Origin of the sequence: Pseudomonas donghuensis, assembly GCF_000259195.1 — a bacterium.
GTDB classification, from domain to species: domain Bacteria; phylum Pseudomonadota; class Gammaproteobacteria; order Pseudomonadales; family Pseudomonadaceae; genus Aquipseudomonas; species Aquipseudomonas donghuensis.
Map to the genome: position 1 here is coordinate 53,860 of NZ_JH650772.1, position 17,352 is coordinate 71,211.

The 17,352-nt window shown below is 61.6% G+C and carries 13 protein-coding genes; all 13 read right to left on the reverse strand.

Going from position 1 to position 17,352, the window contains the following annotated elements; genetic code table 11:
• Positions 1-22: 22 nt before the first annotated feature.
• On the reverse strand, positions 23-1,312 hold the full coding sequence (eno, locus tag UW3_RS0119375; protein WP_010224822.1) for a phosphopyruvate hydratase: 1,290 nt from the start codon (positions 1,310-1,312) through the stop codon (positions 23-25).
• Positions 1,313-1,465: 153 nt separating this feature from the next.
• Positions 1,466-2,311: a 3-deoxy-8-phosphooctulonate synthase gene (gene kdsA, locus UW3_RS0119380; RefSeq protein ID WP_010224824.1), complete on the reverse strand. Its 846-nt coding sequence runs from the start codon at positions 2,309-2,311 to the stop codon at positions 1,466-1,468.
• Between the two features lie 3 nt (positions 2,312-2,314).
• Positions 2,315-3,943: a CTP synthase gene (locus UW3_RS0119385; protein ID WP_010224826.1), complete on the reverse strand. Its 1,629-nt coding sequence runs from the start codon at positions 3,941-3,943 to the stop codon at positions 2,315-2,317.
• A 271-nt stretch (positions 3,944-4,214) separates the two neighbouring features.
• On the reverse strand, positions 4,215-5,510 hold the full coding sequence (gene tilS, locus UW3_RS0119390; RefSeq protein WP_010224827.1) for a tRNA lysidine(34) synthetase TilS: 1,296 nt from the start codon (positions 5,508-5,510) through the stop codon (positions 4,215-4,217).
• A 117-nt stretch (positions 5,511-5,627) separates the two neighbouring features.
• The gene (locus tag UW3_RS0119395; RefSeq protein WP_010224828.1) at positions 5,628-6,575 is read right to left on the reverse strand and encodes an acetyl-CoA carboxylase carboxyltransferase subunit alpha; all 948 of its coding nucleotides are present in this window, start codon (positions 6,573-6,575) and stop codon (positions 5,628-5,630) included.
• A 98-nt stretch (positions 6,576-6,673) separates the two neighbouring features.
• On the reverse strand, positions 6,674-10,195 hold the full coding sequence (dnaE, locus tag UW3_RS0119400) for a DNA polymerase III subunit alpha (protein WP_010224829.1): 3,522 nt from the start codon (positions 10,193-10,195) through the stop codon (positions 6,674-6,676).
• 108 nt (positions 10,196-10,303) lie between these two features.
• The gene (rnhB, locus tag UW3_RS0119405; protein WP_010224830.1) at positions 10,304-10,933 is read right to left on the reverse strand and encodes a ribonuclease HII; all 630 of its coding nucleotides are present in this window, start codon (positions 10,931-10,933) and stop codon (positions 10,304-10,306) included.
• Positions 10,934-10,936: 3 nt separating this feature from the next.
• Positions 10,937-12,061, reverse strand: coding sequence for a lipid-A-disaccharide synthase (gene lpxB, locus UW3_RS0119410; RefSeq protein WP_010224831.1), 1,125 nt, complete (start codon positions 12,059-12,061; stop codon positions 10,937-10,939).
• 1 nt (position 12,062) lies between these two features.
• Positions 12,063-12,839 carry an acyl-ACP--UDP-N-acetylglucosamine O-acyltransferase gene (gene lpxA / locus UW3_RS0119415; protein ID WP_010224832.1) on the reverse strand — a complete coding sequence of 259 codons (777 nt, stop codon included), beginning with the start codon at positions 12,837-12,839 and terminating at the stop codon, positions 12,063-12,065.
• Positions 12,836-13,276, reverse strand: a complete 441-nt coding sequence (gene fabZ, locus UW3_RS0119420) for a 3-hydroxyacyl-ACP dehydratase FabZ (protein ID WP_010224833.1) — start codon at positions 13,274-13,276, stop codon at positions 12,836-12,838. The genes lpxA and fabZ overlap by 4 nt, the downstream gene beginning before the upstream one ends.
• A gap of 110 nt (positions 13,277-13,386) precedes the next feature.
• A complete protein-coding gene (gene lpxD / locus UW3_RS0119425) occupies positions 13,387-14,442 on the reverse strand; it encodes a UDP-3-O-(3-hydroxymyristoyl)glucosamine N-acyltransferase (protein WP_010224835.1) in 1,056 nt (351 codons plus the stop codon).
• 2 nt (positions 14,443-14,444) lie between these two features.
• On the reverse strand, positions 14,445-14,948 hold the full coding sequence (locus UW3_RS0119430) for an OmpH/Skp family outer membrane protein (RefSeq protein WP_010224837.1): 504 nt from the start codon (positions 14,946-14,948) through the stop codon (positions 14,445-14,447).
• 44 nt (positions 14,949-14,992) lie between these two features.
• Positions 14,993-17,341 carry an outer membrane protein assembly factor BamA gene (gene bamA / locus UW3_RS0119435; protein WP_010224839.1) on the reverse strand — a complete coding sequence of 783 codons (2,349 nt, stop codon included), beginning with the start codon at positions 17,339-17,341 and terminating at the stop codon, positions 14,993-14,995.
• Between the last annotated feature and the right edge of the window lie 11 nt (positions 17,342-17,352).

A 17,352-nucleotide genomic window follows, 5' to 3' on the forward strand; every position in this document is an offset into this window, starting at 1 on the left:
CGGTCTTTTTACCATCTCTTGCTTAGCCGCGAAACTCGGCACGGCCACGGTACACAGCCTTGCTGCCCAGTTGCTCTTCGATACGCAGCAGCTGGTTGTACTTGGAGACGCGGTCGGAACGGCACAGCGAACCGGTCTTGATCTGGCCGGCAGCGGTACCCACGGCCAGGTCGGCAATGGTCGAGTCTTCGGTTTCGCCCGAACGGTGCGAGATCACCGCAGTGTAACCGGCAGCCTTGGCCATCTGGATGGCTTCCAGGGTTTCGGTCAGCGAACCGATCTGGTTGAACTTGATCAGGATCGAGTTGGCGATCTTCTTGTCGATGCCTTCTTTCAGGATCTTGGTGTTGGTCACGAACAGGTCGTCACCGACCAGTTGCACCTTGTCGCCGATCTTGTCGGTGAGGATCTTCCAGCCAGCCCAGTCGGACTCGTCCAGGCCATCTTCGATCGAGATGATCGGGAAGCGCTCGGTCAGGCCTTTGAGGTAGTCGGCAAAACCGGCAGCGTCGAACGACTTGCCTTCGCCGGACAGGTTGTACTTGCCGTCTTCGAAGAATTCGCTGGCCGCGCAGTCCAGGGCCAGGGTCACGTCAGTGCCCAGCTTGTAACCGGCGTTGGCGACGGCTTCGGCGATGGCCGACAGCGCGTCTTCGTTGGATGCCAGGTTAGGCGCGAAACCACCTTCGTCACCGACAGCGGTGTTCAGGCCACGGGCCTTCAGCACAGCCTTGAGGTGATGGAAAATCTCGGTGCCCATGCGCAGCGCGTCGGAGAAAGTCTTGGCGCCCACCGGCTGAACCATGAACTCCTGGATGTCGACGTTGTTGTCGGCGTGCTCGCCGCCGTTGATGATGTTCATCATCGGAACCGGCATCGAGTACTGGCCTGGGGTGCCATTGAGGTTGGCGATGTGCGCGTACAGCGGCAGGTCCTGGTCCTGGGCAGCAGCCTTGGCGGCAGCCAGGGACACAGCGAGAATGGCGTTGGCGCCCAGCTTGGCCTTGTTCTCGGTACCGTCCAGCTCGATCATGGCGCGGTCGAGGGCTTTCTGGTCAACCGGGTCCTTGCCCAGCAGCAGGTCGCGGATCGGGCCGTTGATGTTGGCAACTGCCTTGAGTACGCCCTTGCCCATGTAACGGCTCTTGTCGCCATCACGCAGCTCCAGCGCTTCGCGCGAGCCAGTGGAAGCACCGGACGGCGCGCAGGCGCTGCCGATGATGCCGTTGTCGAGCAGCACGTCCGCTTCTACGGTAGGGTTACCACGCGAATCGAGAACTTCACGACCTTTGATGTCGACGATTTTTGCCATTGTTGTAAGCACTCCAGAATTGACGAAAACAACGCAGCTGAGAAAAATCTTGCCGCTCGCCGGGCAATGTAAAACAGGCAGGCCCGGCGAAAGCAGACCCCTGACCCGAGGGTCAGAGGTTGAACGGGGGGTACTTTACCGGAGAATCGAGGATTACGCGGTTTCTACCGTCGGAAAACTCTTCACCAGGTCATCCAGTTGCTTGAGCTGGGCCAGGAAAGGCTCCAGTTTGTCCAGGCGCAGAGCGCATGGTCCGTCACACTTGGCGTTGTCCGGATCCGGATGCGCCTCGAGGAACAGGCCGGCCAGGCCCTGGCTCAGGCCCGCCTTGGCCAGGTCGGTGACCTGGGCACGGCGACCACCGGCGGAATCGGCGCGACCACCCGGCATCTGCAGGGAATGGGTCACGTCGAAGAACACCGGGTACTGGAACTGCTTCATGATGCCGAAGCCGAGCATGTCCACTACCAGGTTGTTGTAACCAAAGCTCGAACCACGCTCGCAGAGGATCAACTGATCGTTACCGGCCTCTTCGCACTTGGTCAGGATGTGTTTCATCTCCTGGGGTGCGAGGAACTGGGCTTTCTTGATGTTGATCACCGCGCCGGTCTTGGCCATGGCCACCACCAGGTCGGTCTGGCGCGAGAGAAACGCCGGCAACTGGATGATGTCGCAGACCTTGGCCACCGCGGCAGCCTGCTCTGGCTCGTGCACGTCGGTGATGACCGGCACGTTGAAGGTCTTCTTGATCTCTTCGAAGATCTTCATCCCCTCTTCCAGGCCCGGGCCACGATAGGAGTTGATCGACGAACGGTTGGCCTTGTCGAAGCTGGCCTTGAACACGTAAGGGATACCGAGTTTCTCGGTAACCCGCACGTACTCTTCGCAGACCTTCATGGCCAGGTCACGGGATTCCAGCACGTTCATGCCGCCGAACAGGACGAACGGCTTGTCGTTGGCGATCTCGATGTTACCGACGCGAATGATCTTCTGGGTCATGAATCAGGCCTTGTTCTTTTGAGCCAGTGCCGCCTTGACGAAGCCGCTGAACAGCGGATGGCCGTCACGCGGAGTCGAGGTGAACTCTGGGTGGAACTGGCAAGCGACGAACCATGGATGATCCTGGGACTCGACCACTTCGACCAGCGCGCCGTCGCCGGAACGACCGGAGACTTTCAGGCCGGCTTCGACCAGTTGCGGCAGCAGGTTGTTGTTCACTTCGTAACGGTGACGGTGACGCTCGACGATCACGTCCTTGGCGTAGCAATCGTGGACCTTGGAGCCGCTTTCCAGCTGGCACTCCTGGGCGCCCAGGCGCATGGTGCCGCCCAGGTCAGAGGCTTCGGTACGGGTTTCGACCGCGCCGGTGGCGTCTTCCCACTCGGTGATCAGGCCAACGACCGGGTGACCGCTGTTGCGATCGAACTCGGTGGAGTTGGCGTCTTTCCAGCCCATGACGTTACGAGCGAATTCGATGACCGCCACCTGCATGCCCAGGCAGATACCCAGGTACGGAACCTTGTTCTCGCGAGCGTACTGCACGGCAGTGATCTTGCCTTCGACGCCACGCAGGCCGAAACCGCCTGGAACCAGGATCGCATCGGCGCCTTCGAGCAGGCTGGTGCCCTGGTTCTCGATGTCTTCGGAGTCGATGTAGCGCAGGTTGACCTTGGTGCGGTTCTGGATGCCGGCATGGCTCATCGCTTCGATCAGCGACTTGTAGGCGTCCAGCAGCTCCATGTACTTGCCGACCATGGCGATGGTGACTTCGTGCTCGGGGTTGAGCTTGGCGTCGACGACCTTTTCCCACTCGGACAGGTCGGCACCGTTGCATTGCAGGCCGAAACGCTCGACGACGAAGTCATCCAGGCCCTGGGCGTGCAATACGGCCGGGATCTTGTAGATGGTGTCGACGTCTTCCAGGGAGATCACCGCACGCTCTTCGACGTTGGTGAACAGGGCGATCTTGCGGCGCGAGGAGACATCCACCGGATGGTCGGAGCGGCAGATCAGTACGTCAGGCTGCAGGCCGATGGAGCGCAGCTCCTTGACCGAGTGCTGGGTCGGCTTGGTCTTGGTCTCGCCAGCGGTGGCGATGTACGGAACCAGGGTCAGGTGCATCAGCATGGCGCGCTTGGAGCCCACTTCGACGCGCAGCTGGCGGATAGCCTCGAGGAACGGTTGCGACTCGATGTCACCCACGGTACCGCCGATTTCCACCAGGGCCACGTCGGCATCGCCGGCACCCTTGATGATGCGGCGCTTGATCTCGTCGGTGATGTGCGGAATGACCTGGATGGTCGCGCCCAGGTAATCACCACGGCGCTCCTTGCGCAGCACGTGCTCGTAGATACGGCCAGTGGTGAAGTTGTTGTTCTGGGTCATGGTCGTGCGGATGAACCGCTCGTAGTGGCCCAGGTCCAGGTCGGTCTCGGCGCCGTCGTGGGTGACGAACACTTCACCGTGCTGGAACGGGCTCATGGTGCCCGGGTCGACGTTGATGTACGGGTCCAGCTTGAGCATGGTGACCTTGAGCCCCCGCGCCTCCAGGATGGCCGCCAATGAAGCCGAGGCAATGCCTTTCCCCAATGAAGAAACAACACCGCCCGTGACGAATATGTAGCGCGTCATGAAAAACCCTAGAAGTCTGCGTTAAAGCGGTCAGTGCCGCCGGGGAAAGCGAAGGAAGGCCGAAGCCCCCGATCACCTGCGTCAATCACAGTGCATCTTAAAAAACTGCCGCGTCTGGTCACACCGGGGGTTGGATACCCGGCTAGGAGCTCGCTAAACATTTTTAGAATCGCCCAGCAAAAAACTGCTTGGTAATCGGCAACTGCTGTGATTTCGGGGAAGCCACAGAAGCTGTATCAAGAAGGGAGCGTAGTCTACCCGAATGTGCCTTTCATCTCAAACCTTGCTCGCTCGTCGGCGCATGCCAATGCAATTGCCAGTCGCCCTGGCTCAGCCCCGGCAGGTTGGCCACCGCCAGCAATTGCTCGGCGCAATACAGCAACGGCAGGCGCGAACGGGCGAATGACGGCAGCTGCGACTCGTTGAGCAGGCGCTTCAGGTCACGCTGGCCACGGCCGCTGACTGCCAGGGTTTCGCCGCCCTGGCGGTAGGCAATGTGCAAGGGGCCCTGCGGCAACGTGCCGCTGAGGCTGACGCTGCCGTTATGGTTCAACGCCAGCGGCTGGGCCGGATCAGGCCAGATCGGCTGGCCAGCCGGCTGCTTCAGCCAATCACCGGCCAGCCACCAGATTCGTCCATTGGCGCGCTGCAGTTCACCGTCGGTCAGGCGCCACAGTGGCCGTCCGTCGGATGCCGCGTCGCGCAGGGTCTCCCAGCCGGCCCAGTGGCGGCTATCGGGCAAGCGTGTGCGCGGCGCCAGCCAGTACTGCAGGGCGTTGCGCTGGCGAGCCGGGGATAGCTGGCGCAGCACCTCGAGGTCCAGCGAGTCGAGGCCAAGCCAGGCGAACGGTGCCGGGGTCGCCGCCTGGGCCAGGTCCGCCTGCGCCAGCTCATCGAGCAGGCCCTGGGCTTCGCTCAGGTGCTCGGCGCTGCGCGCCAGGTTTTGCGCCGCCTGCGGCCAACGTTGCAGCAGCGCCGGGAACACCTGGTGACGCAGGTAGTTACGGGAGAACCGGGTGTCGCTGTTGGACGGGTCCTCAATCCAGGCCAGGTGCTGCTCCTGGGCATAGCACCGCAGCTGATGGCGCGAAACGCCAAGCAACGGCCGCACCAGCATGCCCTGCCCGAGCGGACGCCACTCGGGCATCGCGCTCAGGCCGCGCAGGCCGGCACCGCGCAACAGGCGAAACAGCAGGGTTTCGGCCTGGTCCTCGCGGTGCTGGCCGGTCAACAGGACTTCATCACGGCGCAACGAATCGGCGAGTGCGGCATAGCGCGCGTCACGGGCGCCCTGCTCGATGCTGGCACCGGGGGCGACCTTGACCCGAATGATCTGCAGATCGACGCCCAGATCGTCACACAGGCGCTGACAATGCTCCGGCCAGGCATCAGCCGCAGCTTGCAGGCCGTGATGGATGTGGATGGCGCGCAGTGGCGGCAAGCGTTGCTGGCGGGACAGGGTTGCCAGCAGATGCAGGAGGACGCTGGAGTCCAGGCCGCCGGAGAGGGCGATGCACCAGGAGGGGGCGGTTAGCCAGGGGGACAGCCTTGGGTAGAGATCGAGCATCGGATGGACCTCTTTTACGAGTGCTGCGCACTCGTTCGCTGGCAAGGCCAGCTCCCACAGGTCCGGTAGTGAACCCAATGCCTGTGGGAGCCGGCCTTGCCGGCGATGGACCTCAGATCAGAGCCCGTAGCTCATCAGGCGGTCATAACGGCGCTTGAGCAGCGCGTCGTTGTCGAACTTCTTGAGCATGTCCAACTGCTCGATCAACTCGCCGCGAACGCTGGCGGACATCTTCGCCGGATCACGGTGCGCACCGCCCAGAGGCTCGGCGATGACCTTGTCGACGATGCCCAGGCCTTTCAGGCGCTCGGCGGTGATACCCATGGCTTCGGCTGCGTCCGAGGCCTTTTCGGCAGTCTTCCACAGGATCGAGGCGCAACCTTCCGGCGAAATCACCGAGTAGGTCGAGTACTGCAGCATGTTCAACTGGTCGCACACGCCAATGGCCAGCGCACCACCGGAACCACCCTCACCGATAACGGTGGCGATGATCGGGGTTTTCAGGCGCGCCATGACTCGCAGGTTCCAGGCAATGGCTTCGCTCTGGTTGCGCTCTTCGGCGTCGATGCCAGGGTAGGCGCCCGGGGTGTCGATGAAGGTCAGGATCGGCATCTTGAAGCGTTCGGCCATTTCCATCAGGCGGCACGCCTTGCGATAGCCTTCAGGGCGCGGCATGCCGAAGTTGCGGCGTACCTTTTCGCGTACTTCGCGGCCTTTCTGGTGACCGATGACCATCACCGGCTTGTCGTCCAGGCGCGCGATACCGCCGACAATGGCAGCGTCATCGGCGAAATGACGGTCGCCGTGCAGCTCGTCGAACTCGGTGAAGATGTGCTCGATGTAGTCCAGGGTGTACGGACGGCGCGGGTGACGGGCCAGGCGGGCGATCTGCCAGCTGGTCAGGTTGCCGAAAATGCTCTCGGTCAGGGTGCTGCTCTTGTCTTGCAGACGGGCGATCTCATCGCCGATGTTCAGCGAGTTGTCATTGCCGACCAGGCGCAGCTCTTCGATCTTGGCTTGCAGGTCAGCAATCGGCTGTTCGAAATCCAGAAAATTCGGGTTCATAGGCATCCGTCTTGGGTCTACGGCCAGGCGGCCGGCCGGTTGATCCGTTTGGCGCCCTACCTTAAGGGATCAGGCGCATTCAGGTCGAGATTAAAAATTCATCGATATTGCAAAAAGACGTTCTCACGTCCGAACTGGTCACGCAGGGCCTGAATCAGGCCATCGGCCGGGTCGATACGCCAGCTTTCGCCGAACTGCAGCATGGCCTTGGCATCGCTGCCGGTATATTCCATGGTGATCGGGCAGGCGCCGCGATGGCGCTTGAACAACTCGCCCAGCCAGCTCAGCCGGTCCCCCTTGAGGGCATCGGCATGCACCTTCAGGCGCAGGCTTTCGGCAAGGTTGGTGCGGGCATCTTCCATGCTCATCACCCGCTTGACCCGCAGGCGCAGGCCACCGGAGAAATCGTCGTTGCTGACCTCGCCTTCAACCACCACCATAGCATCGGTCTGCAACAGCGCCTGGGCAGCCATGAAGGCATCGGCGAACAGCGACGCCTCGATGCGCCCGGAGCGGTCGTCGAGGGTGACAAAGCCCATCTTGTCGCCCTTCTTGTTCTTCATCACCCGCAGGGCAATGATCATCCCGGCAACGGTCTGGGTGTCGCGCGCAGGCTTCAGGTCAATGATGCGCTGGCGGGCAAAGCGGCGGATCTCGCCTTCATACTCATCGATCGGGTGACCGGTCAGGTACAGGCCCAGGGTGTCTTTTTCACCGCGCAGGCGCTCCTTGAGGGTCAGCTCGCGAGCCTTGCGGTGGTTGGCATAAACGTCGGCATCCGCTTCGACGAACAACCCGCCGAACAGGTCGGCATGGCCGCTATCGGCCGTGCGCGCGGTCTGCTCGGCAGACTTGATGGCCTCTTCCATCGCCGCCAGCAGTACCGCCCGGTTGCGGTCGATATTGGCCTGGTAGGCCTTGAGCTCGTCATGGAAGTACGGGCCCAGGCGATCCAGCGCACCGCTACGGATCAGTGCGTCGAGGGTGCGTTTGTTGATGCGCTTGAGGTCGACCCGCTCGCAGAAGTCGAACAGGTCCTTGAACGGGCCAGCAGCGCGGGCTTCGACGATGGCCTCGACCGGCCCCTCACCCACACCCTTGATCGCCCCCAGGCCGTAGACGATGCGGCCATCGTCATTGACCGTGAACTTGAAGTCGGAGGTGTTCACGTCCGGCGCATCGAGGCGCAGCTTCATGCTGCGCACTTCCTCGATCAGGGTCACGACCTTGTCGGTGTTGTGCATATCCGCCGACAGCACCGCAGCCATGAACGGCGCCGGGTGGTGGGTCTTGAGCCAGGCGGTCTGGTAGGAAACCAGGCCATAGGCGGCGGAGTGGGATTTGTTGAAGCCGTAACCGGCGAACTTCTCCACCAGGTCGAAAATGTTACCGGCGAGGTCCGGATCGATGTTGTTCGTGGCACAACCTTCGATGAAACCGCCGCGCTGCTTGGCCATTTCCTCGGGCTTTTTCTTACCCATGGCTCGACGCAGCATGTCCGCGCCGCCGAGGGTGTAACCGGCCATGACCTGGGCAATCTGCATCACCTGTTCCTGGTACAGGATGATGCCGTAGGTCGGCGCCAGAACGGGCTTGAGGCCTTCGTACTGATAATCCGAATGCGGGTAGGCAAGTTCCGCACGACCGTGCTTGCGGTTGATGAAGTCATCCACCATGCCCGATTGCAACGGGCCGGGACGGAACAGCGCCACCAGTGCGATCAGGTCTTCCAGGCAGTCGGGCTTGAGCTTCTTGATCAGCTCCTTCATGCCCCGCGATTCAAGCTGGAACACCGCCGTGGTTTCGGCTTTTTGCAGCAGGTCGTAGGTTTTCTTGTCATCCAGCGGGATGAAGTCGATGTTCAGGTCATCCAGGCCTTTCTTGGCCTGCTCGCGGTTGATGGTTTCCATCGCCCACTTGATGATCGTCAGGGTTCGCAGACCGAGGAAGTCGAACTTCACCAGGCCCGCAGCCTCAACGTCATCCTTGTCGAACTGGGTGACCAGGCCGCCGCCCTCTTCATCACAGGCAATCGGCGAAAAGTCGGTGAGCTTGGTCGGAGCGATAACTACACCACCGGCGTGCTTACCGGTACCGCGGCAGACGCCCTCGAGCTTGAGGGCCATGTCCCAGATTTCCTTGGCGTCTTCGTCGCTCTTGAGGAAATCGCGCAGAATCTCTTCCTGCTCGTAGGCCTTTTCCAGGGTCATGCCGACTTCGAAGGGGATCATCTTCGACAGACGGTCAGCCAGGCCGTAGGACTTGCCCTGCACCCGCGCCACGTCCCGCACCACCGCCTTGGCGGCCATGGTGCCGAAGGTGATGATCTGGCTCACGGCATTGCGCCCGTAGGCGTCGGCCACGTATTCGATGACCCGGTCACGACCATCCATGCAGAAGTCGACGTCGAAGTCGGGCATCGATACCCGTTCCGGGTTGAGGAAACGTTCGAACAGCAGGTCATAGGCCAGCGGGTCGAGGTCGGTAATCTTCAACACGTAGGCGACCAGCGAGCCGGCACCCGAGCCCCGGCCCGGGCCAACCGGCACGCCGTTGTTCTTGGCCCACTTGATGAAGTCCATAACGATCAGGAAGTAACCGGGGAAGCCCATCTGGATGATGATATCCAGCTCGAACTTCAAGCGGTCGAGGTAGACCTGGCGCTTCTCTTCGTAATTCGGTGTGGTGTCTTTGGGCCACAGCACCGCCAGGCGCTCTTCCAGGCCTTCGTGGGAAACATGGCGCAGGTAGTCGTCGATACCCATGCCGTTGGGCGTCGGAAAGTCGGGCAGGAAGTGCTTGCCCAGCTGTACCTGGATATTGCAGCGCTTGGCGATCTCGACGGTGTTGGCAATCGCCTCGGGCAGGTCGCTGAACAGCTCGGCCATTTCCTCAGGGCTTTTCAGGTACTGCTGATCGCTGTAGTTGCGCGAGCGGCGCGGATCGTCCAGGGCACGGCCTTCGCCGATGCACACACGGGTTTCGTGGGCATCGTAGTCGGACTGCTTGATGAAGCGCACATCGTTGGTCGCCACCAGCGGCGCGTCCAGCTTGTCGGCCAGGGCCACGGCGGCGTGCAGGTATTCTTCGTCACCGGCGCGGTTGGTGCGCTGCACCTCGACGTAAAAGCGCTCCGGGAACATCTGCAGCCAGTCGCGCAGCAACGCTTCGGCTTCATCCGGGTTGCCATTGAGCAACGCCATGCCGATGTCGCCTTCCTTTGCCGCAGACAGGGCAATCAGCCCCTCGCTGGCCTCGGCGATCCACGGCCGCTCGATGATCACCAGGCCATTGCGCTGGCCGTCGACCCAGCCGCGGGAGATCAACTCGGTAAGGTTGCGGTAGCCCTTGGCGTCCATCGCCAGCAGGCAGATGCGCGACAGCGGCGCATCCGGGTCGCTGTTGGCCAGCCACAGGTCGGCGCCGCAGATCGGCTTGATGCCGGCGCCCATGGCGTTCTTGTAAAACTTGACCAGCGAGCACATGTTGCTCTGGTCGGTGACCGCGACCGCCGGCATGTTCATCGCCACCAATGCCTTGGCCAGCGGCTTGATCCGCACCAGGCCATCGACCAGCGAGTATTCGGTGTGCAGGCGAAGATGAACGAAAGAAGCCGACATGATGATCCTATAGCAGCACAAAACAACAAGGCCCGGATTGTACCGGGCCTTGATCAAAACAACAGCCAGTGCGGGACGATCCTGACTACTGACGCCCGCCGCACCTGGTCAGACCTCGGCAAACCCGCCATTGATGGCGTCACGGGCTTCGAAGGCGGCGCGCACCGGTGCGAACGAGCGCCGGTGAATCGGCGTCGGCCCCAGGCGCGCCAGGGCTTCGAGGTGCACCGGCGTCGGGTAGCCCTTGTGCCCACCGATGCCATAACCGGGGTAGATCAGCTCGAACGCCGCCATCTCGCGATCACGGGTGACCTTGGCCAGGATCGATGCAGCGGCAATGGCTGGCACCTGGCTATCGCCCTTGACCACCGGCGCCGCCGGTACTGACAACTGCGGGCAGCGGTTACCGTCGATCAGCGCCAGTTTCGGCGTGATGCTCAAGCCTTCGACGGCACGCTGCATGGCCAGCATGGTGGCGTGAAGGATGTTGAGCTGGTCGATTTCCTCGACCTCGGCGCGGGCGATGCAAAAGCTCAGGGCTTTTTCACAGATTTCGTCAAAAAGCTTTTCACGCTTGGCTTCGGTGAGCTTCTTCGAGTCGTTGAGCCCCAGAATCGGCCGCTTTGGATCGAGAATAACCGCAGCGGTCACCACCGCGCCGCACAGCGGGCCACGGCCCACTTCGTCGACGCCGGCGACCAACTCCTCGACCAGGTTGAAGTCCAATCCCATTTGCATCTATCAGTTTTCCAGCAAGGCCAACACCGCGTCAGCTGCCTGGTTCGAGGCATCGCGGCGCAAGGTACGGTGAATCTGGTCAAAGCCTTCGGTCTGCTGCACACCGCCATGCACCAGCGGCGCCAGGGTCTGGGCCAGGGCATCGGCAGTGGCCGCTTCCTGCAGCAACTCGGGCACCAGCATGCGCTGGGCCAGCAGGTTGGGCAGTGACACGTACGGGCTTTTTACCAGGCGTTTGAGAATCCAGTAGGTCAGCGGTGCCAATCGATACGCCACGACCATTGGCCGCTTGAACAGCAAGGCCTCAAGGGTCGCGGTACCCGAGGCGATCAGTACTGCATCGCAAGCGGCCAGGGCCTGGTGCGAACGACCGTCAAGCAGGGTCACCGGCAAGTCGCGGCCTTGAAGCATCTGCTCAAGCTGGGCCCGACGCTCGGCATTGGCGCACGGCGAGACGAAATGCACCCCGGGCACCAACTCGCGCAGACGCTGGGCGGTATCGAGAAACAGCGCGCCCAGGCGGCCGACTTCGCCGCCCCGACTGCCGGGCATCAAGGCAACCAACGGCCCTTCACCCAGCCCGAGCTGTTCGCGCGCAGCGTCACGGTCGGCGTCCAGTGGAATGCTGTCAGCCAGCGGATGGCCGACAAAGCGTACCGGCACGCCCTTCTCCTCATAGAACCTGGCTTCGAACGGAAACAGCGTGAGCATCAGGTCGCAGCCTTCGCGAATCTTCAGCACGCGCTTCTGCCGCCAGGCCCAGACCGACGGGCTGACGTAATGCACGGTCTTGATCCCGGCCTTGCGCAGGTTCAGTTCGATATTGAGGGTGAAGTCCGGGGCATCGATGCCGATGAACACATCCGGGCGTTCGGCGATCAGGGTCTGGATCAGCTCCTTGCGGCGCTTGAGCAACTCGCGCAGGCGCCCTAGCACCTCGACCAGGCCCATCACCGCCAGGCGTTCCATGGGGAAGTACGAGGTCAGGCCTTCGGCCTGCATCAACGGCCCGCCGACGCCAATGAAGCGTACCTGCGGGTGGCGTGCCTTGAGCGCGCGCATCAACCCGGCGCCGAGAATATCGCCGCTGGCCTCACCCGCCACCAGCGCTACACAAAGCTCGGCCATATCAGCGGGTGATGCCGCGGGTGGAGTTCTGGATCGACTGGAGGAACACGTCGACTTCCGGGTACTGGGTCGCAGGCTCCGCCAGTTCGGCAATGGCCTGCTCGATGGTCAGGCCCTGGCGGTAGACCACCTTGTAGGCCCGGCGCAGCGCGTGAATGGCGTCCTCGCTGAAACCCCGACGGCGCATGCCCTCGAAGTTCATGCTGCGCGCCTCGGCCGGATTACCGAATACAGTGACGTAAGCCGGAACATCCTTGCCGATGGCGGTCCCCATGCCGGAGAAGCTGTGGGCACCGATGCGACAGAACTGATGCACCAGGGTGAAACCGGAAAGGATCGCCCAGTCGTCAACATGTACATGGCCCGCCAGTGCGGTGTTGTTGACCAGGATGCAATGGTTGCCGATGACACTGTCATGGCCGATGTGGGCATAGGCCATGATCAGATTATGATCACCCAGGGTGGTTTCCGAGCGGTCCTGCACGGTGCCGCGGTGGATGGTCACGCCCTCGCGGATCACATTGTGATCGCCGATCACCAGGCGCGTGGCTTCACCCTTGTACTTGAGGTCTGGGGTGTCTTCGCCTACCGAGGAAAACTGGTAGATGCGGTTGTGCCGACCGATGCGGGTCGGCCCCTTGAGAATCACATGCGGACCGATAACGGTCCCCTCGCCGATCTCGACCCCGGCACCGACGATCGACCAAGGGCCTACCTCGACACCGTCGGCGAGCTTGGCCGACGGATCGATGATTGCCCGAGGGTCAATCAAACTCATAGTTTGCGTTCCGCGCAGATGATCTCGGCCGAGCATACCGGCTTGCCGTCGACCGACGCCTGGCACTCGAACTTCCAGATCTGGCGCTTGCAACTGATGAACTTGGCTTCGAGGATCAGTTGGTCACCCGGCAGCACTGGCTGGCGGAAGCGCAGCTTGTCGGAGCCGACGAAGTAGTACAGGGTACCGTCCGCAGGTTTGACGTCGAGCATCTTGAAGCCGAGGATGCCGGCCGCCTGGGCCATCGCCTCGATGATCAGCACGCCCGGCATGATCGGATGTGCGGGGAAGTGACCATTGAAGAAAGGTTCGTTGATGCTGACATTCTTGTAGGCACGAATGCGCTGGGCCTCGACGTCCAGTTCCACCACCCGGTCCACCAACAGGAACGGGTAACGGTGAGGCAGGTATTCGCGAATCTCGTTGATGTCCATCATTTCGGGGGGAAGCCTGTAGTAAAGATAGGGAGCGCCGGTTTTCACACGGCGCTCCTTTAGCAAATCAAAGAGTCAGTCTAGGGCTGTTCACTCTTGATCAGGAAATGGTATCAGCCTTCTGATGAAGCTTTATCGCCAGAGGTCACGGCGGCGAGACGCTTTTCCAGTTGTTGAAGGCGTTTTGACATCTCGTCCAGCTGGCGAATCCGTGCGGCGCTTTTACGCCACTCGGCCAGCGGCTGCATTGCCGTACCGGAAGAATAGGCGCCTGGCTCGGTGATCGAGCGTGTCACCATGGTCATCCCGGAGACGAAAACGTTGTCGCAGACATCGATGTGTCCAACCATGCCGACACCGCCGGCAATGGTGCAATGCTTGCCAATCTTGGTGCTGCCGGAAATCCCGACACATGCCGCCATCGCCGTATGATCGCCGATCTGCACGTTATGGGCGATCTGGATCTGGTTGTCGAGCTTGACCCCGTCACCGATGCGAGTGTCAGCCAGGGCACCACGGTCAACCGCAGTATTGACGCCGATCTCGACATCATCACCGATGCTCACGCCGCCAATCTGGGCAATCTTCTGCCAGACACCCTTGTCGTTGGCAAAGCCGAAGCCTTCGCCACCGATCACCGCGCCAGACTGAATAACCACACGTTTACCGATACGTACGTCGTGGTACAGGGTCACCCGCGGGGCCAGCCAGCCGCCCTCGCCGATCACGCAACGCGCGCCGATAAAGCACTGGGCACCGATGGTCACGCCCGGGCCGACCTGCGCACCGCTTTCGATCACCGCGCAGGCACCAACGCTGGCACTGGCATCAACCTGGGCATCGGCGGCAACCACGGCGCTGGGATGAATTCCCGCTACAGCCCTGGGCTTCGGATCGAACAGGTGGGAGAGGCGTGCGTAAGCGAGGTACGGGTCGGGAACGATCAGCGCGTTACCGGCAAAGCCTTCGGCGTCGGCCGGCTTGAGCAGGATCGCTGCCGCGTGGGTTTCACCCAGGTACTTGCGGTACTGCGGGTTGGCCAGGAAGCTCAACTGCCCCGGCCCGGCTTCCTGAAGGGTCGCCAGGCCAGTGATTTCCAGCTCCTCGGGGCCACTCAGGGTGGCTCCGAGGAACTCGGCCAACTGACCGAGTTTCATGGTCACGGTCATGATCAACGGGACTGATTCATGCGCTCGATGACCTGGCGGGTGATGTCGTACTGAGGTTTGACATCAATGACCGCGCCACGCTCAAGCACCAGGTCGAAACCGCCTTTCTTGATCACTTCTTCAACCGCGCCGTCCAGTTTCGGCTTCAGTTGCTTGAGCATTTCGCGGTCGGCCACGGCCTTGGACTCGTTCAGTTCCTTGGACTGGAACTGGAAGTCACGGGCTTTCTGCTTGTATTCAAGCTCCAGGCGCTCGCGCTCAGGCTGGGCCATCTTGTCACCACCGGCACGGATGCGGTCGGCAATGCCCTTGGCGCTGCTTTCCAGGTTCTTCAGCTTGGTCAGCTGTGGGCCGAACTTCTTCTCGGCGTCGACGGCGTACTTCTTCGCCGCGTCCGACTCGAGCAGGGCCATTTGGTAGTTCAGGACGGCAATTTTCATTTCGGCGAAAGCCGGGGTTGCGACCAGGGCCGCAGCCAGTACTGCCAGTTGAGTCAACTTACGCACGATGCACTCCTACAGAATCCGTTGTCGTTAGCAAGGGGCAGACCTTAGAAGGTCTGACCCAGAGAGAATTGGAACACCTGGGTATCGGCTTCGTCCGGTTTCTTCACCGGCATTGCCAGGCTGAAGCTCAACGGGCCGAGAGCGGTAATCCAGGTCACGCCCAGGCCGACGGAGCTGGCCAGGCCCGACAGGCCGACCTTTTCGCAATCGGGCTTGGAACCGCAGTTGGTGTCGAAAACGTTACCCACATCCCAGAAGACCGAGGTGCGCAACGAGCGTTGGTCCTTGACGAACGGCAGCGGGAACAGCAGCTCTACACCACCCTGGACGAGGACATTACCACCGAACGGCAGTGGATCCTGATCCGGGTCGGCGATGGTACCCGGGTTCTTGCCGGTACTCGGGGTGCTGCGTGGCCCCAGGCTGCTGTCCTTGAAGCCACGTACCGAGTTGAAACCACCGGCGTAGTAGTTCTCGTAGAACGGCAGGCCCGAGGTACCGCCGAAACCATCACCATAGCCCAGCTCGGTGTGCAGGCGCAGGGTGTAGTCGTTGGTGATCGGCTTGAACATCTGGCCACGGTAGTCCAGCTTGAAGAACGACAGGTCGCTACCCGGAGTGGTGGCTTCCAGTACCAGGCTTTGCGAGTGACCACGGGTGGCCAGTACGCCCTTGTTCAGGGTCGACTCGGACCAGCCGGCCGAGGCCTTGAAGTTCAGGTACTTGTCGCCTTCCTCGTTGACGAATTTGAAGATCTCGTCAACGGTGTACTTGCCGGTCTTGATCTCGTCCTGCTGTACGGTCAGGCCGAAGGTCAGGCGCGAGGTCTCGCTGATCGGGTAGCCAACACTGACACCGGCACCGAGGCTGTCAACCGCATAGCTGGCCACGTCGACATCGAGGTCATCGTAGTCGGTGGTGCGATAGAAAGCGTTGTAGCCCAGGCTGACGCCGTCGGCGGTCCAGTAGGGGTCAACGAAGCCGAAGTTGTAGCGGCTCTGGTATTCGCTGCGGGTCAGGCCGATGGAAACCTTGTTACCAGTACCGAGGAAGTTGGTCTGGCTGATCGAACCACCGAGGATCAGACCGGCGCTCTGGGCGAAACCGACGCTGGCGGTAATCGAACCGGAAGCTTGCTCTTCAACGCTGTAGTTGACGTCGACCTGGTCGTCGGTACCTGGGACAGCCGGGGTCTCGACGTTGACTTCCTTGAAGAAGCCCAGGCGCTCCAGACGGGTCTTGGACTGGTCAATCAGGTAGGTCGAAGCCCAGCCACCTTCCATCTGGCGCATTTCGCGACGCAGCACTTCGTCTTCGGACTTGGTATTGCCACGGAAGTTGATGCGGTTGACATAGGCGCGCTTGCCCGGATCGACCACGAAGGTGATGTCGACCGTGTGATCGTCATCATGAGGTTGTGGCACGCCGTTGACGTTGGCGAAGGTGTAGCCTTCGTTACCCAGACGACGGGTGATCAGCTCGGACGTGGTGGTCATCACCTTGCGCGAGAACACCTGGCCTGGCTGCACCAGCAGCAGCGACTTGACCTGGTCTTCCGGCACCTTGAGGTCACCGGAGAGCTTGACGTCACGAACGGTGTACTTCTCGCCCTCGTTGACGTTGACGGTGATGTAGACGTGCTTCTTGTCCGGGGTGATCGACACCTGGGTGGAAGCGATGTCCATGTTGATGTAGCCACGGTCCAGGTAGTAGGAACGCAGGCGCTCCAAGTCACCGGAGAGTTTCTCCCGGGCGTACTTGTCGTCATTCTTGAAGAACGACAGCCAGTTGCTGGTCTTGAGCTCGAACAGGCCGATCAGGTCTTCGTCAGGGAAGACGGTATTGCCGACCACGTTGATGTGCTGGATTGCAGCAACGGTGCCTTCGTTGATCTTGATCTTCAGGCCCACGCGGTTGCGCGGCTGCGGCACCACTTCGGTGTCGACCTCGGCCGAGTAGCGGCCCTGGGCAACGTACTGGCGTTGCAGTTCGTTACGCACGCCCTCAAGGGTGGCTCGCTGGAAGATCTCGCCTTCGGACAGACCGGACTGCTTCAGCCCCTTCATCAGGTCTTCAGTGCTGATCGCCTTGTTGCCTTCGATCTCGATGCTGGACACCGAAGGACGCTCGACCACGGTAATGATCAGGACGTTGCCGTCCCGGCTCAGTTGGATGTCCTGGAAGAAACCGGTCTTGAACAGGGACCGGGTGGATTCCACCAGGCGCCGGTCATCGGCCTCATCGCCGACGTTCAATGGCAAGGCACCAAAAACGCTGCCCGCGGAGACCCGCTGCAGACCATTGACACGAATATCGGAGATGGTGAAGGACTCGGCGTGAACTTCAGCGATCATCAGTACGGCGAGAACCGCAGTTAGCAGCAGACGTTTCATGAAGTCCTTTC